The following is a 19,894-nucleotide window of genomic DNA, read 5'->3' on the forward strand; positions in this document are numbered from 1 at the left end:
TATTGAAACGCTTTCAAAATAAGCTACATAAAAATAGCAATCTGCTTCAATTTTTTCTTAAAAATTTAACTAACAACGAACAGTATACCACGAAAAAGGCTGACGCGGTACCACTTCACCGCTGTTGTCCTTTCTCTTCATAAAGTTATTGAAGGAAAGCGAAAACACTCTGTGTTTCTATCCCGGTAAAATGCTTCAGAGTGTTTTCGCGTACTGTTTTTCCAGCTTAATCCCGATTTAAAAGTTCAGCCCCGGCAATCCCCGGTTTTGTCATTTCATAAGGATTCAAAATCAGATCAAGCTCTTCTTCTGTCAACACATCGTTTTGAAGACAGAGATCGCGGACGGATTGCCCTGTTAAAATCGCTTCTCTTGCAATTCTTGCAGCTGCTTCGTAGCCAAGATGCGGGTTGACCGCAGTAATGACGCCTGCGCTTTTTTCTACATATGCCTTTAAGCGTTTTTCATTCGCTTCGATTCCTGCTACACAGTGATCGGTAAACGAACGGAATCCGTTGTTCATGATGCTGATGGACTGCAGGAGATTAAAGACGAGCACTGGCTCCATCACATTCAGTTCGAGCTGTCCGGCTTCAGAAGCGAGACAAATCGTATTGTCGTTTCCGATGACTTGGAATGCGATTTGGTTGATCAGCTCGGCCATAACCGGATTGACTTTCCCCGGCATGATGGATGAACCCGGCTGTCTTGCCGGAAGAGAAATCTCAGCAAGTCCTGCACGCGGACCTGATGCCATCAACCGAAGGTCGTTGGCGATTTTCGACATGTTCATCATGCATACTTTTAATGCAGCCGAAACTTCTGTGTACGCATCCGTATTTTGCGTCGCATCCACCAGATGGTCAGCGCCGACTAGCGGAAGACCGCTGATCTCAGCCAAGTGCTTGACAACATTTTCAATATAGCGCGGATCCGCGTTCAATCCCGTTCCAACCGCGGTAGCGCCCATATTGACTTCATACAGATGCTGACGCGATTGTTTAATCCGTTTGATGTCGCGTTCAATCACGCGGCTGTAAGCTTCAAATTCCTGCCCAAGGCGGATCGGCACTGCGTCTTGAAGATGTGTGCGGCCCATTTTAATGACGTGGTCAAAGTCGCGCGCTTTTTTCTTAAACGCGTCAAGCATGTATTCCATTGTGTCCAGCAGCTTTTCCAGCTGCTTGAGCGTTGAAATGTGAATCGCCGTCGGGAATACGTCGTTTGTCGATTGAGACATGTTAACGTGCGTATTCGGACTCAGGTGAATATACTCACCTTTGTTGTGGCCGAGCAGTTCAAGTGCACGGTTTCCGATGACTTCGTTCGCGTTCATATTCATTGAAGTTCCTGCGCCGCCTTGAATCGGATCAACGATGAATTGATCGTGCAGCTTTCCTTCAAGGATCTCATCAGCGGCTTGGACAATGGCATCTCCAAGGCCATTATAAAGACGTTTTGTCTCCATGTTGGCAAGCGCGGCCGCTTTTTTCACCACTGCCAGCGCTTTGATCATTTCTTCGTGGATTTTATATCCTGTAATTGGAAAGTTCTCCGCTGCCCGCAATGTCTGAATACCGTAGTAGACATCGGCCGGAATCTTTTTTTCTCCGAGAAAATCCTTTTCCGTCCGGTATGTCATTTCAGTTTTCATTTTTTAACCCTGCTTTCTTTTTTTAGATGATGATATCGTCTGCAATTGGCGTTTCCATAATCTTTTTGACTTCAGCTTGTTGTCCGGTTTTTCCTAGTGCCCACATCAGCTTCGGAACGATCGCTTCGGTGTTCATATTCCTCGAGCGGATGATGGCATCTTGGTTTACCTTGCGGCCGACCTCGTAAATGCTCATATCCTCTCCTTCTTCAAGGCATTGTGTCGTAATCGCTACGACTACTCCGGAATCGATCAGCTCGTTCACTTTTTCTAAAATGTTTCTTTTCTCAAAAGGAATGCCGCCGCTTCCGTAGCTCTCAATCACAATACCTTTATATGAACCTTTCAGACAATCAAAAAACTCAGGCTTTAATCCGGGATGAAGCTTCACCAGACAAACATCGGTATTTAAGGAGGTATCGAGTTTCAAAGCGCCTGGCTTCACTTCGGGAACCCGTTTGTTATACTCGATCTCCTTGTCATGAATGAAAGCAACGTAAGGATAATTGATGCTTTCAAATGCATCGTAGCTTTTTGTTCTTAATTTGATCGCTCTCGTGCCTAAAATGACGCGGCCGTCAAAGACGACGTAAACTCCGCCGATACCGTCGCACGCGAAGCGGACCGCATCTTTAATATTTTTTTTCGCATCCGTTTTCTTAAATGTAATCGGAACTTGGGAACCCGTAATCGCAACAGGCTTATCAATATTCTGCAGCATGTATGAAAGCGCCGCCGAGGTGTAGGCCATCGTATCGGTTCCGTGCGTGATCACAAATCCGTCGTAGCTGCTGTAATTCTCATATACAGCCTCAGCCATCATCACCCAATGTTCAGGCTGCATGTTGGTGCTGTCTATATCCATTAAAGATTGGCAATCTATCGTATAATTAGAATGGTCATCAGATAAATAGTTGAGAAGCTCTTCCGCTTTAACCCCCGGAGCCAGTCCGTTTTCGCCTTCTACTGAAGCGATGGTCCCGCCGGTGGTCAACAGCAGTAACTTTTTCATGTGCTACACCTCTTTAAGAAGTAGTTTTATACAGTATAAAGCATGTTTTGTTTTTCCGAAGAAGGCTTGATACATCAGGAATGTATACGCTTTATGCGTACCTTCAATGCAATTATAGTCCTCAAATGTGAAATAATCAAGAAACTTTATTCATTTCGCGTACACCTTTGCTGATAATGTGCTATAATCACTGTGTATTAAAAGGAGCGTAAGATATGAATTTAGATCGATTAACAACACTGAGAAAAAATAAAAAATGGTCATTGCAATATACTGCCGACCGCCTCGGTATTGCGAAAAGCACTTACGCGGGCTATGAATCGGGCTACCGCCGCCCTTCTTTAGAGGCGCTTATCGAAATCGCTGATTTATTCAATACTTCCACTGATTTTTTGCTTGGCAGAGTTAACGATCCCCGGGATGAAAAGGCTAAAAACGAAGCCATTGAACTGACGGAATGGGATAAGCTCAAGCTGGCAGTCGACGGGACGCTTCTTTCCGAAGAAGAAATCAAGCAGATGGTTGCGTTTATCAAGGTCAAAAAAGAGCTGGATGCGGGGTAAAATGACAGCGGTTAACCGCATGCTGCAAGTGTTATAAAAAGAAAAAAACTTGACTGGCCTTTTTAGCCAGTCAAGTTTTTTTGCTTTTATTGATGTAAAAATTTCACACAAACCGCTTCAGGAGCAGGAACTCCGGACTGCAAAAGCGTCAGCCGGCCCGTTGTCCAGTCTCTTTCAAACAATGTCAATGTCCCTGTTTCCTGGTTGGAAGCGATTAAAAATTGCTCTGAAGGATCAATCTCAAAGTCGCGCGGCCATTCCCCTTCAGTTGATACGTGTTCAACCAGGGAAAGTTCGCCCGAATACTCATTGATGCTGAAGACGGCGATGCTGTCGTGTCCGCGGTTTGAAGCGTATACAAATTTGCCGTCTTTAGTGACATGGATGGCGCCGCCCTGGCTTGCACCGTCAAACCCTTCCGGCAATGCCGAAATGACTTGAATCTCCCTGAATTCACCCAAATCAGGATTGTATTCCAACACGATGACTTCATTGCTCAGCTCCGTTAATACATACGCATACTTTTCCTGCGGATGGAACTCAATATGCCTCGGCCCTGACCCCGGTGCAGTTGCGTGTTTTTTCACCGCTTCAAGCCGGTCCTCTTTCAATTGATACGTAATGATATGATCCGTTCCGAGATCGACGGCTACTGCATACTTCTCATCAGGTGTGAATCCGGAATAATGGGTATGCGCTTTTTCCTGCCTCTCATGCGGTCCTGTTCCCTCATGCTGAACTTTTGCTGAAGGCTCAAGCAAGCCGCGGCTTTCATTTAAAGGGTATGCCATGATCGTCCCGTTGTGGTAATTGGCGGACAGAACATAGCGGTTATTCTGATCGACGCTGACGTGGCAAGGCGATGGTCCTTCCCCGGCCTGCTGGTTGACGAAAGTCAGCTCTCCTGTGGAGCCGTCAACACGGTATGCGGCAACCCCGCCATTATCGCCGTCTTTGACCACTGCATAGAGCATTTCATTGTCTTTGGCGATATTCAAATATGTCGGACTGCCCAGCTTTGCTGCCGGCTTTGGCGTGCTTAACGCCTTTTTTTCCGTATCAAGCTCAAATGTATAAATCCCTTCGCTGTCTGCTTTTGTATATGTTCCGATATAGCCTCTGTATTTTGCCATTTGATCCTCTCCTTTTTTGACAGTCGTCCATTCCTATTTTAACTCACAGAAACTGAATTATCATGATCTGGTATGCAAAAACCTTAAGCGCTCACATGAAAAAAAATTTTTTATGATATTCTTAACATAAGAGACCTTCACTGCCGCTTTTATAATGGAATCGCTCATTTTCGGCAGCGGAGACTTGTTCATAGGAGTGTTCAAAATGACGAAAATCATGATTGTCGAGGACAGCGAAGACATTCGGAAGCTTTTATGCGATCATTTAGAAAAATACGGATACGAAACTGTTGCAGCGACTGATTTCACCTCTATCCTTGAAATGTTTCTCCAAGAGAAGCCCGATCTGATATTGCTTGACATCAATCTGCCGGCATACGACGGGTACTACTGGTGCCGGCAAATCCGCCAGCATTCGACTTGTCCGATCATTTTCATTTCAGCGAGAAGCGGAGAAATGGATCAGGTCATGGCGATTGAAAACGGCGGCGATGATTATATAGAAAAGCCTTTTTCGTATGAAGTGGTGCTCGCTAAAATTAAAGGCCAAATTCGCAGGGCATTTGGAGAATACGCCGTTAAGCAAGGAGAAAAAGTGATTGAATTTGAAGGCGTTCAGCTGTTTGTCGAACGTTTTGAGCTGCGCTGCCGGGATGAGAAGCTCGAGCTTTCAAAAAAGGAAAGCAAACTCTTGGAAGTGCTGCTTGAAAGAGGAGAAAAAGTGACAAGCAGAGACCGGTTGATGGAGAAGACATGGGAAACCGATACATTTATAGATGAAAACACGTTAAATGTCTATATTACAAGGATTCGCAAAAAATTGCGAAGCATGGACGTGCCCTTCTCAGTTGAATCAGTGCGGGGCGAAGGGTATCAGCTGAGGGCGAAATCATGAAGCTGTTCCTAAAAAACCATGCCGTTCTCATTCTTCTGTTTCTTTTTCAGGGCGGATTCGTGTTTTTTTACTATTGGTTTGCCGGCATGCAGACTTTCACCCACCTTTTTTACATTCTCGGCGTTCAGCTTCTGGCGCTGGCGCTTTATCTTTCGTACAAATGGTATGAAGAACACAGAGTCTACCAGTGGCTCGGCTCAGAACAAAAAGATACAGAAATTCCTTTTTTTGGGACGGCTGAATTTTGCTCAGAGCTCTATGAAAAACATATGGAGCTGAGCCGGCTCCACCACCGCAAAATACATGAGATGGAGTCCAAGCTGGAAGACAGGGTAACCTACATGAATCAATGGGTGCATCAGGTGAAAACACCGCTTTCCGTCATCAATCTGATCATCCAGGAAGAGGACGAACCCGTTTTTAAACAAATCAAAAAAGAAGTCCAGCAGATTGAATACGGACTGGAAACGCTCCTCTATTCATCAAGGCTTGACCTGTTTGAAAAGGATTTTAAAATTGAAGCCGTGTCACTTGGCGAGCTGCTTCATTCTCAGATTCAGCGCTATAAACGCTATTTTATACAGCATCGGGTCTATCCAAATAAACAGGTTCCCGCTGAAGACGCCGTTATTTACTCCGATCGCAAATGGCTCAAGTTTGCCGTTGGCCAGGTTATCACCAACGCTGTGAAGTATTCGTCAGGAAAAAGCGAACGCATCGATATGACGATATTCCGTAATGGCGAACGCATCATCCTGGAAATCAAAGATTACGGAGTCGGAATTCCTTCACAAGATTTGAAAAGGGTATTTGAGCCTTATTACACCGGGGAAAACGGACGACGCTTTCAGGAATCAACGGGCATCGGCCTCTACCTTGTAAAAGAGATTGCGGAAAAGCTCAATCATGATGTGAGCATCGCTTCAGAAGAAGGGAAAGGAACGACTGTGCAATTTTCGTTCCTTACAAAAATGTAAGTCTTCTTTAATAAAACCGCATAGCTCATCCACATCCTCCTTGATATGATTTGTTTACACAAACAAACGTGGCAAGGAGGATTTTTTATTTGCAATCCAAGTTTATGAAAAGAATCGACACAATCGATGATAGAGGATTCGCTTTATGCGGAATCATTTTTATGATCGACTTCAGGGCAGGCGGACCCTCAGCCATCTGATCGCCCAAATAAACGTCACTTGTTCAGCGCTTCTACATGATCTTTTCCTTTTTGTTCGTCATTATCGACGCGCTGAACAAAAAACGAGGCCCGCCATACTTTGCTTCTGCACAACGGCCATTCAAGCTTTTGGCTGAGAGCATTCCGAATGGGCACTGGAGTGGATGTGAAGAATCGCAACATATTGGAAGCGGGCACCCCTAAAAAGCACCGCAAAAGGAGGATATCATGACAGACATGCTGATCGTTAAAAACATCAATAAAACATATAAAGGACAAGTCTCTCATCAGGCTTTAAAAGATATTTCATTCAATGTCGAAGGCAGTGAGTTCACGGCGATCATGGGGCCGTCCGGCTCCGGAAAAACGACGCTTCTCAATATCATTTCGACGATTGACCGCCCCGATTCCGGCGACATTTTGATTCGCGGAGAAAATCTGCATCATCTGAAGAGGGCCAAGCTTGCCCACTTTCGCCGCAGACAGCTCGGATTCGTATTCCAGGATTTTAATTTGCTGGATACGCTGACGATCGGTGAAAATATCATGCTGCCCTTAACGCTTGAAAATAAACCGCTTTCCGTCATGGAAGATAAACTTCAGGCGATTGCTGAAAAACTCGGCATCGAACAACTTCTGAATAAACGGACGTTTGAAGTATCCGGCGGACAAAAGCAGCGGGCGGCCATCGCAAGAGCCGTCATTCATCAGCCCGCTCTCATCCTCACCGACGAACCGACAGGAAACCTCGATTCGAAGGCGTCAAAAGACGTAATGGAAACGATGCAGCATCTTAATGAAAACGACAATGCCACGATATTGATGGTCACGCATGACCCTGTTGCCGCAAGTTATTGCCGGCGCGTCATTTTTATTAAAGACGGAACATTATTCAACGAAATCCACCGCGGCGCCAACCGCCAAATATTTTATGAAGAGATACTGAATGTGCTGTCCATGCTGGGAGGAAACGCCAATGACCTTTCTTCAGTTCGCTTATAAAAACGTCGTCCGGAATAAAAGAGCCTATCTTGCCTTCTTTTTAAGCAGCGCGTTTTCAGTGATGGTTTTTTTCACATTTGCGATGCTTTTGTTCCACCCCGCTTTAGAGAAAGGCTACTTAAACACCATTGCAAAGCGGGGATTATCGGTGGCTGAATGGATGATTTTCGCCTTTTCCATTCTGTTTGTGCTTTATTCCGTCAACGCCTTTCTCAAGTCGAGAAGCAGAGAATTCGGGATCCTCACCATCCAGGGAATCGCTCCGGGTCAATTGAGGAAGCTGATCACCGCAGAAAACATCATCATCGGCGTGCTTTCGATCGTTACAGGGATCATCGGCGGTCTGGTTTTTGCAAAAACATTTTTTACGATCGGCGCTTATATTCTGGAAATGGACGCTTTGCCATTGTATCTGCCTTGGAAAGCGCTGGCTCTCACAGCCGCCTGCTTTCTCATGCTGTTTATTTTGCTGTCGCAATTTACGGTTTTGTTTATTAAATCAAAAACCGTTACCAAGCTGATCAAAGGCACCGGGAAAATAAAACCTGAGCCAAAACCGTCTGTTATCTTTTCGGTCATCGGCATCGGCTGCCTCGGCTCAGGCTTCTGGCTCGTATTGTTCGCCGACATCCATTTTCCCCAAGCCGTCACGATCTTAATTCTGACGATCATCGGGACTTATTTCTTCTTTCGCCAAAGCAGCATTTGGCTGCTGCGGCTCTTAAAAAAACGGAAGTCATTTTATTTGCGCGGAAAAAACGTGCTTTGGGTATCCGATCTTGTCTATCGGCTGAACGATAATGCCCGTCTGTTCTTTCTCGTTTGCATCATTTCAGCCGTCGCCTTTACCGCCACTGGCACATTGGTGATTTCCAAGACTTCTATCGGAAAATTGGATTCTCGATATGAGATAGAGTACTTATTATACAGCGGGAACCAAAAGGAACAGACACACGTTAAGCTGATCGAACAAAAGTTGAAGGACGGACATTTTTCATATGAAAAGGAAGTGACAAAAGGAATTTATATGAGCTATAGCCAGGGACCCTGGGTGCTCCTGACCTCTGAAGGCGAATTCCAAAAGCACTTTAAGTCAGATTCCGGCGCACTGAAAGACGGCGAGGCGATGTATTATCCGAACGCCATCGAGGCGAAAGAAAAGCCGGAAATTCCCGAGACCTTGAACATGTTAAACAAAGATTCGAAGCCGGCAAATGAACATCTAAAAGTGAAAGGTATTAAAAAACCGCTCATTTTGTTAAACAGCGTCGTTGTCGTAAACGGCAAAACCTTCGAAAAGCTGAAAAAACAAGGCGAATTCGTCACATTGTATGGCTATAAGTACAACCGCTGGAAAGAGAGCCTTGATATGATCCAATCACTGGAAAAAGATCTTAGAGAAAAAGCTCCCAATATCCGATTTCAATTTGACGCAAAGACCAGTACTTATTTTGAAACTGTTCAGCTTCCAAGCCTGAGTCTGTTTATCGGCCTTTTTATTGCGGTTCTCTTTTTTACGGCATCCGGAAGTTTTCTTTACTTCCGCCTGTTTACCGATCTTGAAGAAGATCAGCAGCGCTACCGGTCGCTTGCAAAAATCGGCCTGAGCGAAAAGGAAATGTCGCAGAGCGTGACGATTCAATTGGCCATCCTGTTCTTCTTTCCGTTCGCTCTTGCAGCAGTTCATACGTATTTTGCGATGAAGACGCTCGAGGCGCAGAGTCTTGGTCATTTTGCAGCTCCGGTGTTGATGACGATAGGCGGATTTCTGACCTTCCAACTATTATTCTTTATGATCATTCGAAAAAGCTATTTGAAAAAATTAAAAGGATTTTTAAGGTGAAAAAACATGAAAAAAACAATTTCTTTGATTACAGCCGGTTTGGCTGTTGTATGCATCGGTGCATTTCTATTAATTCATAATGAGGTGACAGACAGGTTCAATCCACTTGTGAAGAAAGAAAGCGTGTATGTCCAGATCAACAAAGACGGTAAGCACCTGAGTCCGGGCCGCTATGAGTACACGCTGGAAGGATATAATGACACTGGGAAGGAAAAAGAAATTACATTCTCCTCCAGCGCCTCCCTTCGAAAAAACGCCTACCTAAAGGTACACGCGAAGGGAAAATACGTTGAGACATGGGAAGAAGTACAGCCCGGCGATATGCCGAGTGCAGTTCGGACCAAATTGATCAGGCAGTAAAAAAACGGCGTCTAGCCGTTTTTTGTGTTACTATAATTTTACAGATTTCCGAAACTTTTTGGCCCGTTGTTCGTATTAAAACAGAAGTCATATTGGTTAGGAGGTTTTCATATGATTGTTGGAATGATCGGTTTTATCCTGGTGGGATTCTTCCTCTACGCCGCCATGGCGCCGTCCGACGGAAACAACAGCGGCAGCAGCTCTTCAACTTTCTTTGTCGGGGGTCCTGATTCATCCGGCGACAGCGGAAGTGATTTCGGTGGCGGCGGAGATTGTGGCGGCGGCGGTGATGGCGGCGGCTGTTAAGACCCACGGGCTGCCTTTCCCTATCTTCTGCTCGGACCCTTAGGCTGTATGCAGTTCTTGCTGCAGTCAGCCGGGTATGTTCCAGCCATCTCACTTCATCATTCATTCACCATCTAACTCCAAATACGCCATCATCAATCCAGTTGTTTAACCAGACTTCCGATTGGGAATGATGTAAAGACAGCAGATTCCCGCTCTTCAAACGATTTAAAAGTCACAATTAATCGATTCTGTTACAAAATATATAAAACTTTGCACCTACTTGTTCGATATTAAAAGAAGACATTCACAATAAGGAGGGTTTTTTCCAGATGATTTTTTTACTGGTTTTATTGGCTCTGTTTATTTTGTATTCATTCTTTTTTGACAAGAGCAACAAAAGATCTTATACAAAAGCGGCACCGAAAAGCAGAATATTGATCCGCCAGGCAGCTGCGCCGACCGGATTTTTGAGGGTCATCGAAACCGCACCCGGGCAGCCGGTAAACCGCCGAACCTCTGAAGGTATGCGTCCAAATCTGCGGCTTGTCATGAGCCCGACGGACCAAAATGAAAAAAAATAAAGAAAGCGGCATCATGATAAATGCCGTCTTTCCTATTGTATGCTGTGTTCCACCATTCTTCCAAAGGCGTCCGGCGACATTCCCGGCGAGATGCGGACCCTGTGCAGCGCATACATCCCCTGATCCCTAGCAGCCGCCCCCGGCTCTGTCGTCACCGCCATTTGATACCCCGCCTTCTCAGCCTGTTTGAGCGTTTCGGCATTATAGCGTCCAACTGGATAACTCAGCATGGTTGTGTTCTGCTGAAGCATGCCGTCAAACAATGTTTTGGAACGAGTCATTTCACTCAGCTGCTGCTCTGGAGCAAGTCCGTTCAATTCGACATGATTGATCGTATGGCTTTCGATAGCAATACCGTGTTCGGCCATTTCTTTCATTTGGCTTTCGGTTAAATGATTTTTTCTGCCGACCGATTTACCGATCATGAAAATTGTCGCCTTCATCTCATAATCTTTCAAAATCGGGTACGCTTTTTCAAAGTTATCTGTATAACCATCATCAAACGTAATCAGCACGCATTTTTCACTCGGCATTTTGTCTTGTGTTAAGACAATATAGGCTTCTTCAGGTGTCAGTGTGTAATAGCCGTTATCCTTCAGCCATTTCATATGTCCGCGGAACTCCGCCTCCGGTACGCGCAGGCTGTTTCCTGTGGAAATGCTGTGATACATGAGAATCGGAATGCGGGCGGGGCCCTTCACTTTGATCCACTTGGAGGATGGATCATGCTCCGCCTGCTGTTTTGATTGTTTTGCCGCTTTTTGAGCCGTATTTGGTTCTGTTTTTTCCTCTCCTTTTGCTTCATGACTGGAACACCCGTACAGCATTCCCATCAACATAAGCAGCAAAATGAGCAGTTTCGTTTTTTTCACAAGTATTCCCGCTTTCTATCTATTGAATCCTTTTTAATATCGGTTTCGGAACGAGCATTTTTCACCGTTCCTGCTTTGATGATGAAAGCCAAGCTTTACGCAGTATGCTGATCCCTTCTTCAATTTCCGCTTCAGAAAGCCCCCCAAATCCCGCCATGACGATGGAAGAGCTGCTTTTATGTGGCTCAAGCCAGAAATCTGATACCGGATAAACTTTCACACCGAGTTTTTCCGCTTTATGTATGAGGTCTTGTGCATGTCGGTCTGTCTTCATCAAAATATGGAGCCCCGCTTTTTCGCCGATGATTTCCATGTCATTTCCGAAATGCGTTTTAATGGCCGATATTAATGTTTTGTGCTTTTCTTGATATACTTTTTTCATTTTACGGATGTGTCTTTCGAAAAAACCTTCTTTCATAAATAAAAACATCGCTTTTTGAATGATGGGTGAAGCGGACTGGCTGTAGCGGCCAAGCGTTTCTTGAAATTCATCCGCCAGCTTTGAAGGCAGAACGATATAACTCAATCTCGCTGCCGGAAGAAATGACTTTGAAAAAGTCCCTAAATAAATGACTTTTTCTTTTTTATCAAGCGCTTTTAAAGATGGAATAGGCCTGCCCTGATAGCGGAATTCACTGTCATAGTCGTCTTCGATAATGTAGGCATTCTCACGGCTTGCCCATTCAAGCAATTTCAGCCTCTTCTGTACCGGCAGGACCATTCCATACGGAAACTGATGAGATGGCGTAATATAAACGAGTTTGGCTCGGCTTGCAGCAAGCTGAAACAAATTGATCCCGTCTGTCTCGAGACCAATCGGCTGAAGTTCACATCCATGGTTGAGGAAAACGGAACGCACACCATCATATCCCGGATTTTCCGCCGCAACCAATCGGCCGTGCATTGAGAGCAGCTGGCAAAGAAGTCCGACTGCATACTGCGTACCGGAACAGATCACAATTTGCTCCGGTACACAGCGCACACCCCTTGCCTGAAATAAATACTTCGCCAATTCCGTGCGAAGGCCGAAATCGCCTTTATGATCGCCATACAAAAATAAGTCATGATCTCCACTGTCCATTGCATTCTGCAGACAACGTCTCCATGTTTTGAATGGAAAATGGCTTAAATCGATATCACCATATTTAAAATCATATGTTGCCGCTGAAGCTTGTCCTGTGTCTTTTTGTTCCCGATTGGTATGAATCTTCAATTGACTAGGCGGCATCAGTGTTTTCTCCAAGGGAAGCACTTTGATGCCGATCCTTGGCCTGCTTTCTGTATAGCCTTCTGCAGTGAGCTGCTGATAGGCGCTTTCAACTGTATTTTTGCTTAGATGCAAATGTTCGCATAAATAGCGGATCGGCGGCAAAAGAGCTCCCGCTGGGATGCCGCCGGCCTCTATTTCTTTTTTGATATATTCGTAAAGCTGTATATACAGAGGTGTTTTAAGCTGTTTATTGAGTAAAGGCGTTAACTCTATCATCATCTGACCTCATCAAGTTTTCTATTATTGTCTCTTTTTAAAGGGACAATAACAACTTAAAATCAGTTTAATAATAAAAAGGAGCGTGAATGTGATGGCTCATTCCATTCGGCAAAAACAGCTTGTCTGCACAGATGAAAAAAAGATTGATCAATTTTTAACAGAAGCGCAAACCGGTTATCTCGGCATGTCCACAGATGAATATCCATATGTCATCCCTTTGAATTTCGTCTGGAAAAACGGTTACATTTACTTTCACGGTGCATCAGAGGGACGGAAAATGGACATGCTGCAAGAAAATCCTAACGTATGTTTCACAGTCAGCGAACAATATGGAACAATGGTTCATCCCATTCCCGCTAAAACCGATACCGCTTATATGAGTGTCATTCTTTTCGGCACAGCGTCAATCATCACAGACTTAGATGAAGCAACATCCGCGATGCAGGCTCTTCTCGACAAATACGTACCAGGATACTACAGTACTCCGCTTCACAAAACACATGTTGAAAAGTACAGATCGAGTTTAGGCAGCAAAACCGTTGTCCTTAAAATTCAGCCCATAAAGATAACAGCTAAAGAAAACATGCTGAATCAAAGTATGAAATTCGAAAACGGGCGGACCGTACAGGAAGACCGTTGACAAAAAAGGACCCGCAGCTTATGCTACCGGGTCTCCTATGGATTGTGCCGCATATCCATCTATAAATTTCACTCCCGCTGTGTACCGCTTTCTCCGCTTCTTTATCCAGCAGACGAGCGCCAACCGCTGATCCAGATCCTTCTCATTGATAGAAACCAACACATGTTCATTCATCTCAAGGGGGACGCCGGATTCAATCTGACAGCCTGACAAGCTGATGTCCTTAATCATGATCTCGTGGGCGCCTTTCTCTGCATCATCGGGAAACAGCAGTGTTCCCAGACCTTGAAAGGCCTCGCGGACGTGTTTTCTCTTGAATGCATCCGGGCTTTTTTCTGTTTTCATGAAAAAGCGCAGCACTGTTGACAACGTATCAGCCCGCTTTTCCCGGTCGGCCTTTTTTGCATTTTCTTCATTAAACATAAAACCGATCAGTTTCACATACAGTTCCTTGTCCATCTCTTTGAAGTGCAGCCCGATTTCAATGTCTGCCTCGTCTTTTGTCGTCCACATCACCCGAGCCGGCACTTTTCCGACCGCATCTATGATCAGACCGTCCACATGATAGTACATGTGCAAATCAGCCTGATAAGGCAGCCTGATACGCGCGCCCGTGTCGCTCACATCGATCAGTTCGCATTCGTGCTCATCGCCAGAAACGGTGGAAAAAGCCGCCGGCTTGTTGACTGTGAACCGTTCAGAGCTTCGAAATCTCGGCCTGTCAAAGGCAACGAGCAGCGTAAGTATGAGTCCCGTCATATTATAGAGAACCCAAAATAAATGATACGATGTGACGTTCATATCAAAAGTATGCAGAAACCAAAGTTCATAAAGAATTTTCCCGAGAGCAAACAGCGTCATTGCAAGCAGAATCGCACACGGCAGCGCCGTCGTATATTTGAATTTTCGCCGATCTGTGTTGACGCCCTTCGGTGTGACTTTAAAATCAAACCGCTTTTTAAAAATGAATTCCGACAAAGCCGATATCGCCATGTGCGGCGCCATCGATGTATCGTAAATATGACTCCAGCTCATGCTGCGCTGCCGGTCCGAAACGGCTTTAAATGAAAGGTAAGAACCTAAAAACGCAGGCAGCCAAAACGAGGTGATCGACCACAAATCGGTCTTTAAGCTATGTATGCCAAACAGCAAAAACAAGAGCGGCGCCAGGATGTAAACCATCTTAAAAACGCCGAAAAACCAAAAGAGAATACCGTCAAAATAAAGAATGCGCTGCATTGGTGTAAGACCTTTTAAGAAAAGCGGATTCCACTTCTTTCCGCACTGAATGTTTCCCCTGCACCAGCGGTCGCGCTGCTTCAAAAGATCCGTCCACGTTTCCGGCGAGAGACCGACGGCAAGCACTTCCTTGACAAAAACAGATTTAAATTTCGTTTGCAAAAGCATTCCGGTTGCCATATCCTCCGTAATCACGCCTGTCGCAAAACCGCCGATTTCCTCCAAAGCGCTTCTTCTGAAAACCGTATTGCTGCCGACGTACATGACGGCATTAAAACGGTCTTTCCCGGCCTGGAGCCTGCGCATAAAAAAGTCCTGCTCATTCGGAATGTTCGCACCGGAAAATAAGTTGTACTGATAAGGATCTTCATTATAGAAGGCCTGCGGCGTTTGAACAAAAGCCACTTTTTCCTTCTTAAAATAGCCGACAGTTTTCTGCAAAAATGAAGGGAGCGGAACCATATCGGCATCCATCGTCACAATCAGTTCCCCGTTCGAGCAGCTCATCGCATGGTTTAAATTCCCCGCTTTTGCATGCTCATTGTTTGGCCTTGTAACGTAATGAACGCCAAGTTCCTCAGCCAGTTTTTGAATATCCGTCCGCCTTCCGTCATCACACAAATAAATGTTGACAAGCTCTTTTGGATAGTCGAGGCTCAGACAGCCTGCCACTGACTTTTTCAGCACATGGCGCTCCTCGTTATAAGTTGCAATGAGAATATCAACGCTCGGCCAATGGTCTTGATCGCCCAGCGTTTCCGGCTCCCGCTTCCTTTCCTTCCATACTAGCGTATAAAAGACCAAGAGCTGTAAAAATCCGATACATTCAGTTGCAATCAGGATCACGCCCATCACGATGTCGGCGGGGCGAGAGACAGGCAGTGTATAGCCGAACCGCCAAACAATATACACGCCGTTCGTCATAAGACACAATATGATTAAAAATTTCTTGAAACGCGGATTCATCCAAGATCCCAAAAAACCGATGAGAATAAGGGCAATCATTGCGACGGGATAGCAGTGTAAGATAAATTCCATTTTCTTCTCCTTATGTGCTGATAAAAAACCCTTCGGGAATGGTTTCTCTAAAATTTTCCTTCATTTCATTCTTTTGCACTCGAATATATTACCACCTTTAGACCTAAATTTCCTTAAAAATAATAAAAAAACATATCTAATTGTCTTTTAAACGCGAAAAATATAAGACTATAGACTCTCTTCCAAAAAATCCATAAGGCTCACGTTGATAACCCTTCACATATATGCCACCTCAAGATTGAATCTTTTGTCGCAGACGTCCTCTGTCTCTTCGGAGACGGGAGCTGAATGTATCAACGGTTCACACAGGAAAAAAGGTCTCTGCTCCTAAATGTTTGATTTATTTTTGACGGATTGACAGCTTTTTTGTGTCGATTTTGATTCCAGTAAAAGGAGATTCGGGAATTACCGCATCAAAAAAAGCCTGCACAAGGCCATTAAACAGTGTCCAGACACGTCTTTAACCAAATGGACCCGCTCTAGATCATCATGTGAAAACAGCTAGGTCTTCCTGCACGGTTGTCTGAATTTTGATTTTTTTAGTATACTTAATTTAGTTAAATAACTCAGAGCAAAGGGATAACAAAAAGGATGGGGGAAAGAAAATGGAAGCAAAACCAAAGGTACAACATATACCGATTCAAACAACGAAAGAACCGGATGAAAATTTTTTTGCAAGAGCAATGAATGTTAAAATCGGCATCATTCCGCTGCCCGTATACTTGCTGCTCTTCGCTTTGATTGTGACGTTTGTCTATATGCACGATCTGAAAAGCGACATTTTAACTGCTATTGCGGTTACGGGCTTTTTCGGATTCACCTTCGCCCAAATCGGAAAGTCGCTGCCGCTTCTTCGTTCTGTCGGCGGTGCCGCTATACTTGCGACATTTATTCCTTCAGCTATCGTCTATTACCATCTCATTCCCGATGATATTATCAAATCAACAACTGAATTTACAGAAAACTCAAACTTTCTTTATTTGTTTATCTCAGCCATTGTAGTGGGAAGCATTTTAGGGATGAAAAGAGAAACGCTGGTCAGGGCGTTCATTAAAATTTTCATTCCGCTGATCGCAGGGACAATTGCCGCAGCGGCAGTCGGTCTGACAGTTGGTACAATGCTCGGCCTCGGATTTCAGCATACGCTGCTGTACATTGTGATTCCGATCATGGCCGGAGGGGTTGGCGAGGGAGCCATTCCGCTGTCCATCGGCTATTCGGAAATCATGCACATGTCACAAGGGGAAGCTTTTGCACTTGTCATTCCTTCCATTATGTTCGGAAGCTTAAGCGCTGTCATTTTGTCTGGGGTTTTAAATGTAATGGGGAAGAAAAAGCCTGAATGGACAGGCAACGGAAAAGTCGACCGTTTCGAAAGTGGGGACGCACTGCCGCTTGAAAGCCGCGACAAAGACAAAGAAAGCGTTTTTAACCTTTCCCACTTTGCATCGGGAGGCATTCTTGCCGTCTCATTATATTTGGTCGGTATGCTTTCACATGACTTGTTCGGATTTCCAGCACCCGTCATGATGCTTCTCTTGGCTGTTGCCGTGAAACTGTTTCGTTTGGCTCCGGCGAATTTGGAAAACGGCGCCTACGGCGTGTCACGTTTCTTTTCAACTGCTGTGACATATCCGCTGCTTTTTGCCATTGGCGTCTCCATGACACCGTGGGACAAGCTGATCGCTGCTTTTAATATTGCCAATATTATTACGATCGTATCTGTCGTGATCACGATGATAGCCGTCGGCTTTTTTACAGGAAAGTGGCTGAACATGTACCCGATCGAAACCGCGATTATCAATGCCTGCCATTCAGGTCAGGGCGGAACGGGGGACATCGCCATTCTCAGCGCCGCCGAGCGCCTCGAGCTCATGCCGTTTGCTCAGGTATCCACAAGAATCGGCGGAGCGATAACCGTTACACTGACATTGCTGCTGTTAGCCCAGTTTTATTGATGAATGAAAAAGCCTGCAGAGCAAACTGCAGGCCTTCTGTTTAGTATCTAGCGTACTTTTTTCGGAACATAGTCGGGAAAGTCTGTCACAATCCCGTCCACGCCAGCCTTTAAAAGCGGAGGCACTTCATCGCGGGAGCGGACGGTCCATGGCGTAATTTTCATGCCGAACGCATGAATCCTCGGCACAAGTGTAGGATCAGCGTCCACATTTTTTAAGTTGGCGTTCACATATTTGGCATAGCCGGAAAATGCCTTGAGCTTTGCATCTGTTAAGTCCGCTGTTTTTGACGTTAAGACACCTGTCGGCATTGATGGGAGCAGCTGATGAATTTTGTATACAGAGTTGAAATCAAACGATTGTACAATGATTTTTCCGTTTTTAGGCTTATCCATTCTCCGCTCTTTCAATGCCGCTGATACTTTTTCTTCGATTCCCGGATAGCGTGCAGGTTCTTTCAATTCGATCAGCATTCCGATCTTTCCTTTATACCGGTCAAGCACTTCTTCAAATGTCGGAATGCGTTCCCCGGCGAACTGCGGCCCGAAGTAGCTGCCAGCATCAAGCTTGCGCAGCTCGGCAAGCGTCAAGTCCTTTACGGCGACCGGCAGCACTGAGCCGATGTCTGTCGTACGGTTTACAGTTGTATCATGAATGACGACAAGCTCCCCGTCCTTGGACATTTGAACATCCAGCTCGATATAATCCGCTTTCATCTGATGCGCCTTTTCAAAGGCAGCCATCGTGTTTTCCGGCGCGTATCCCGAAGCACCTCTGTGCGCAATGACAGCCACTTTTTTAGGCTTCGCCGCCGGCTCTTGCGCTCCCGCGTCCGGTGCAAACAGTGCTGACCCGATAGAAACCCCGATCAATGAAGATAACATCAATTTCTTTAATAAAGCTGACACATCATCCACTCCCCTTTTGCTCTTCTCTTGCCAAAGTATAGGTTCGCACTGTTAAGATTATGTTTCAGCAGTCTTTAATTTTCATAAATTTCCTGATAAACAAAAAAAGACCCCCTCAGCAAGAGATCTTTTTGGATATATCAGCGCTCACAGGCAATTTTGTCTTTATCGCGGTCCAGCTTTTTATTGGCGTCATAAAGCGCTTTTGAAACATACGGCTTGTACTTCGTTTTTCCGCCTTTGTTTTTGACCGACTTCGAACGTGCGACGCCGCCTTTATAGTCTTTGTTTAAAGCTTTGCAGTTTTTGTACGTTTTTACCTTCGTTTTTGCTTCTGCCACATCGCCGGCACCCCAGGAAAAACCGATGATAAGACCGGCAGACAAAAGACCCGCTGCTATTTTTTTCATCCCGTTTGACCCCTTTCGTCTAATTCTTATGTATCTTTTACCATGATAAAATATTTTTCTTATTCACTCAAGAAAAATATGACATTTTATTGAATAAAAAGTATGTATTGGACAAAGGACTTTTCACACAAAAAACCGGCCGCGTTATGCGCCGGCTTCATCAACATATTGATGTTCACAAGTCTTTTTCAAAACAGCGTGAATCTCATAGGCCAATTCCTTCGGATGGATGCACAGCATGTCTTCCAAAGGACTGTTCCAGTTCCCGTTCTTAATCAATTTCAGCGCATAATGGCCGGCCGGACTGCACTCGGGATACCACTCTATATCGAGGAGGAGGCATTCTTCCTCATGCCGCAGCTTCAAAAGATCCCGTTTGAAATCTGACCGCCAGGCCTTGCTGTCAGGCGCCAATTCATCGGGGTTTGTATCGGTTAATGAGTGATGCACAACCGTCCAACCGGCCGGGATTCTAAGCCTCAGCAAATTGCGGGCGCCGCCAGAGGCGCGAATCCTATCTTCCAACCGTTCGACCAGCTGTTCATACGGCGTATCTGAATCTTCACTGACCAGCGTTTGATCAGCATTTAGCATCCTGATAACGTACTTCAGTTCTCCAGCATATTCAACTTGTACCATTTTACCGGAGGTTTCATTCTCCAAGGTGAAGAGCGTACGGCGGGGATCGCGAATCGGCTTTTGATACAAATGATTTTCTTTCACTGTCCAGCCGGCCGGCACCATTAAAGGATGCAATTTAAAAAAATACTGAGATTTGGTCAACGTTCTCACATCCTCTATCCTTGTTCTGTCCTCTTTCCTATCAATCTAT

At 45.2% G+C, this 19,894-nt stretch carries 20 protein-coding genes; 10 read left to right on the top strand and 10 right to left on the bottom strand.

Annotated elements, in window-relative coordinates; translation table 11 throughout:
* Positions 1–226: 226 nt before the first annotated feature.
* Both aspA and M1D59_RS20975 read right to left on the bottom strand, forming a co-directional pair.
* The gene (gene aspA / locus M1D59_RS20970; RefSeq protein ID WP_026580319.1) at positions 227–1,654 is read right to left on the bottom strand and encodes an aspartate ammonia-lyase; all 1,428 of its coding nucleotides are present in this window, start codon (positions 1,652–1,654) and stop codon (positions 227–229) included.
* Between the two features lie 22 nt (positions 1,655–1,676).
* Positions 1,677–2,666 (bottom strand): asparaginase, encoded by a 990-nt coding sequence (locus M1D59_RS20975; protein WP_020453442.1) that lies wholly within the window; start codon positions 2,664–2,666, stop codon positions 1,677–1,679.
* 215 nt (positions 2,667–2,881) lie between these two features.
* Here M1D59_RS20975 and M1D59_RS20980 point away from each other — a divergent pair, with 215 nt between their 5' ends.
* Positions 2,882–3,229 (top strand): helix-turn-helix domain-containing protein, encoded by a 348-nt coding sequence (locus tag M1D59_RS20980; RefSeq protein ID WP_026580321.1) that lies wholly within the window; start codon positions 2,882–2,884, stop codon positions 3,227–3,229.
* 86 nt (positions 3,230–3,315) lie between these two features.
* On the opposite strand, the gene M1D59_RS20985 is transcribed toward M1D59_RS20980, so the two are convergent.
* Positions 3,316–4,362, bottom strand: a complete 1,047-nt coding sequence (locus tag M1D59_RS20985; RefSeq protein ID WP_458117666.1) for a lactonase family protein — start codon at positions 4,360–4,362, stop codon at positions 3,316–3,318.
* A gap of 205 nt (positions 4,363–4,567) precedes the next feature.
* On the opposite strand from M1D59_RS20985, the gene M1D59_RS20990 reads away from it, so the two are divergent.
* Both M1D59_RS20990 and M1D59_RS20995 read left to right on the top strand, forming a co-directional pair.
* Positions 4,568–5,257: a response regulator transcription factor gene (locus M1D59_RS20990; RefSeq protein WP_020453445.1), complete on the top strand. Its 690-nt coding sequence runs from the start codon at positions 4,568–4,570 to the stop codon at positions 5,255–5,257.
* Positions 5,254–6,234 (top strand): ATP-binding protein, encoded by a 981-nt coding sequence (locus tag M1D59_RS20995; RefSeq protein ID WP_458117667.1) that lies wholly within the window; start codon positions 5,254–5,256, stop codon positions 6,232–6,234. Before M1D59_RS20990 ends, M1D59_RS20995 begins: the two co-directional genes overlap by 4 nt.
* 215 nt (positions 6,235–6,449) lie before the next feature.
* Here the strand turns inward: M1D59_RS20995 and M1D59_RS21000 are convergent, their stop codons facing one another.
* Positions 6,450–6,617 (bottom strand): hypothetical protein, encoded by a 168-nt coding sequence (locus M1D59_RS21000; protein ID WP_195257890.1) that lies wholly within the window; start codon positions 6,615–6,617, stop codon positions 6,450–6,452.
* A gap of 45 nt (positions 6,618–6,662) precedes the next feature.
* Here M1D59_RS21000 and M1D59_RS21005 point away from each other — a divergent pair, with 45 nt between their 5' ends.
* From M1D59_RS21005 to M1D59_RS21025, 5 genes are all read left to right on the top strand, one after another.
* Positions 6,663–7,436 (top strand): ABC transporter ATP-binding protein, encoded by a 774-nt coding sequence (locus M1D59_RS21005; protein ID WP_458117668.1) that lies wholly within the window; start codon positions 6,663–6,665, stop codon positions 7,434–7,436.
* Positions 7,411–9,279, top strand: a complete 1,869-nt coding sequence (locus tag M1D59_RS21010) for an FtsX-like permease family protein (protein WP_458117669.1) — start codon at positions 7,411–7,413, stop codon at positions 9,277–9,279. The genes M1D59_RS21005 and M1D59_RS21010 overlap by 26 nt, the downstream gene beginning before the upstream one ends.
* 6 nt (positions 9,280–9,285) lie before the next feature.
* On the top strand, positions 9,286–9,639 hold the full coding sequence (locus M1D59_RS21015) for a YxeA family protein (protein WP_145608566.1): 354 nt from the start codon (positions 9,286–9,288) through the stop codon (positions 9,637–9,639).
* A gap of 111 nt (positions 9,640–9,750) precedes the next feature.
* A complete protein-coding gene (locus M1D59_RS21020; RefSeq protein WP_020453450.1) occupies positions 9,751–9,945 on the top strand; it encodes a hypothetical protein in 195 nt (64 codons plus the stop codon).
* Between the two features lie 311 nt (positions 9,946–10,256).
* Positions 10,257–10,508 (top strand): hypothetical protein, encoded by a 252-nt coding sequence (locus M1D59_RS21025; protein WP_020453451.1) that lies wholly within the window; start codon positions 10,257–10,259, stop codon positions 10,506–10,508.
* A 32-nt stretch (positions 10,509–10,540) separates the two neighbouring features.
* Here the strand turns inward: M1D59_RS21025 and M1D59_RS21030 are convergent, their stop codons facing one another.
* Both M1D59_RS21030 and pdxR read right to left on the bottom strand, forming a co-directional pair.
* Complete coding sequence (locus M1D59_RS21030) at positions 10,541–11,347, bottom strand: polysaccharide deacetylase family protein (RefSeq protein ID WP_173636669.1); 807 nt, start codon at positions 11,345–11,347, stop codon at positions 10,541–10,543.
* 94 nt (positions 11,348–11,441) lie between these two features.
* Positions 11,442–12,866 carry a MocR-like pyridoxine biosynthesis transcription factor PdxR gene (gene pdxR, locus M1D59_RS21035; protein ID WP_179289510.1) on the bottom strand — a complete coding sequence of 475 codons (1,425 nt, stop codon included), beginning with the start codon at positions 12,864–12,866 and terminating at the stop codon, positions 11,442–11,444.
* A 94-nt stretch (positions 12,867–12,960) separates the two neighbouring features.
* Here pdxR and M1D59_RS21040 point away from each other — a divergent pair, with 94 nt between their 5' ends.
* Complete coding sequence (locus M1D59_RS21040; RefSeq protein ID WP_458110625.1) at positions 12,961–13,509, top strand: pyridoxamine 5'-phosphate oxidase family protein; 549 nt, start codon at positions 12,961–12,963, stop codon at positions 13,507–13,509.
* 18 nt (positions 13,510–13,527) lie between these two features.
* Here the strand turns inward: M1D59_RS21040 and M1D59_RS21045 are convergent, their stop codons facing one another.
* The gene (locus M1D59_RS21045) at positions 13,528–15,786 is read right to left on the bottom strand and encodes a glycosyltransferase (protein ID WP_458117670.1); all 2,259 of its coding nucleotides are present in this window, start codon (positions 15,784–15,786) and stop codon (positions 13,528–13,530) included.
* A gap of 605 nt (positions 15,787–16,391) precedes the next feature.
* Here M1D59_RS21045 and M1D59_RS21050 point away from each other — a divergent pair.
* Positions 16,392–17,744: a 2-hydroxycarboxylate transporter family protein gene (locus tag M1D59_RS21050; protein WP_020453456.1), complete on the top strand. Its 1,353-nt coding sequence runs from the start codon at positions 16,392–16,394 to the stop codon at positions 17,742–17,744.
* A gap of 47 nt (positions 17,745–17,791) precedes the next feature.
* Here M1D59_RS21050 and M1D59_RS21055 read toward each other — a convergent pair whose 3' ends face one another.
* From M1D59_RS21055 to M1D59_RS21065, 3 genes are all read right to left on the bottom strand, one after another.
* Positions 17,792–18,652 (bottom strand): glycerophosphodiester phosphodiesterase, encoded by an 861-nt coding sequence (locus M1D59_RS21055; protein ID WP_144499069.1) that lies wholly within the window; start codon positions 18,650–18,652, stop codon positions 17,792–17,794.
* Positions 18,653–18,792: 140 nt separating this feature from the next.
* A complete protein-coding gene (locus M1D59_RS21060; RefSeq protein ID WP_020453458.1) occupies positions 18,793–19,062 on the bottom strand; it encodes an excalibur calcium-binding domain-containing protein in 270 nt (89 codons plus the stop codon).
* A 144-nt stretch (positions 19,063–19,206) separates the two neighbouring features.
* Positions 19,207–19,854 (bottom strand): hypothetical protein, encoded by a 648-nt coding sequence (locus M1D59_RS21065; RefSeq protein WP_020453459.1) that lies wholly within the window; start codon positions 19,852–19,854, stop codon positions 19,207–19,209.
* Positions 19,855–19,894 lie beyond the last annotated feature (40 nt).

The organism is Bacillus sp. PK6-026 (assembly GCF_054161455.1).

Coding starts and splice junctions, on each gene's coding strand:
- pdxR (WP_179289510.1), bottom strand. CDS start 12,866: ATGATAGAGTTAACGCCTTTACTCAATAAACAGCTTAAAACACCTCTG.
- M1D59_RS20980 (WP_026580321.1), top strand. CDS start 2,882: ATGAATTTAGATCGATTAACAACACTGAGAAAAAATAAAAAATGGTCA.
- M1D59_RS21050 (WP_020453456.1), top strand. CDS start 16,392: ATGGAAGCAAAACCAAAGGTACAACATATACCGATTCAAACAACGAAA.
- M1D59_RS20975 (WP_020453442.1), bottom strand. CDS start 2,666: ATGAAAAAGTTACTGCTGTTGACCACCGGCGGGACCATCGCTTCAGTA.
- M1D59_RS20990 (WP_020453445.1), top strand. CDS start 4,568: ATGACGAAAATCATGATTGTCGAGGACAGCGAAGACATTCGGAAGCTT.
- M1D59_RS21010 (WP_458117669.1), top strand. CDS start 7,411: ATGACCTTTCTTCAGTTCGCTTATAAAAACGTCGTCCGGAATAAAAGA.
- M1D59_RS21005 (WP_458117668.1), top strand. CDS start 6,663: ATGACAGACATGCTGATCGTTAAAAACATCAATAAAACATATAAAGGA.
- aspA (WP_026580319.1), bottom strand. CDS start 1,654: ATGAAAACTGAAATGACATACCGGACGGAAAAGGATTTTCTCGGAGAA.
- M1D59_RS20995 (WP_458117667.1), top strand. CDS start 5,254: ATGAAGCTGTTCCTAAAAAACCATGCCGTTCTCATTCTTCTGTTTCTT.
- M1D59_RS21060 (WP_020453458.1), bottom strand. CDS start 19,062: ATGAAAAAAATAGCAGCGGGTCTTTTGTCTGCCGGTCTTATCATCGGT.
- M1D59_RS21025 (WP_020453451.1), top strand. CDS start 10,257: ATGATTTTTTTACTGGTTTTATTGGCTCTGTTTATTTTGTATTCATTC.
- M1D59_RS21000 (WP_195257890.1), bottom strand. CDS start 6,617: ATGTTGCGATTCTTCACATCCACTCCAGTGCCCATTCGGAATGCTCTC.
- M1D59_RS21045 (WP_458117670.1), bottom strand. CDS start 15,786: ATGGAATTTATCTTACACTGCTATCCCGTCGCAATGATTGCCCTTATT.
- M1D59_RS21030 (WP_173636669.1), bottom strand. CDS start 11,347: ATGTTGATGGGAATGCTGTACGGGTGTTCCAGTCATGAAGCAAAAGGA.
- M1D59_RS20985 (WP_458117666.1), bottom strand. CDS start 4,362: ATGGCAAAATACAGAGGCTATATCGGAACATATACAAAAGCAGACAGC.
- M1D59_RS21040 (WP_458110625.1), top strand. CDS start 12,961: ATGGCTCATTCCATTCGGCAAAAACAGCTTGTCTGCACAGATGAAAAA.
- M1D59_RS21020 (WP_020453450.1), top strand. CDS start 9,751: ATGATTGTTGGAATGATCGGTTTTATCCTGGTGGGATTCTTCCTCTAC.
- M1D59_RS21015 (WP_145608566.1), top strand. CDS start 9,286: ATGAAAAAAACAATTTCTTTGATTACAGCCGGTTTGGCTGTTGTATGC.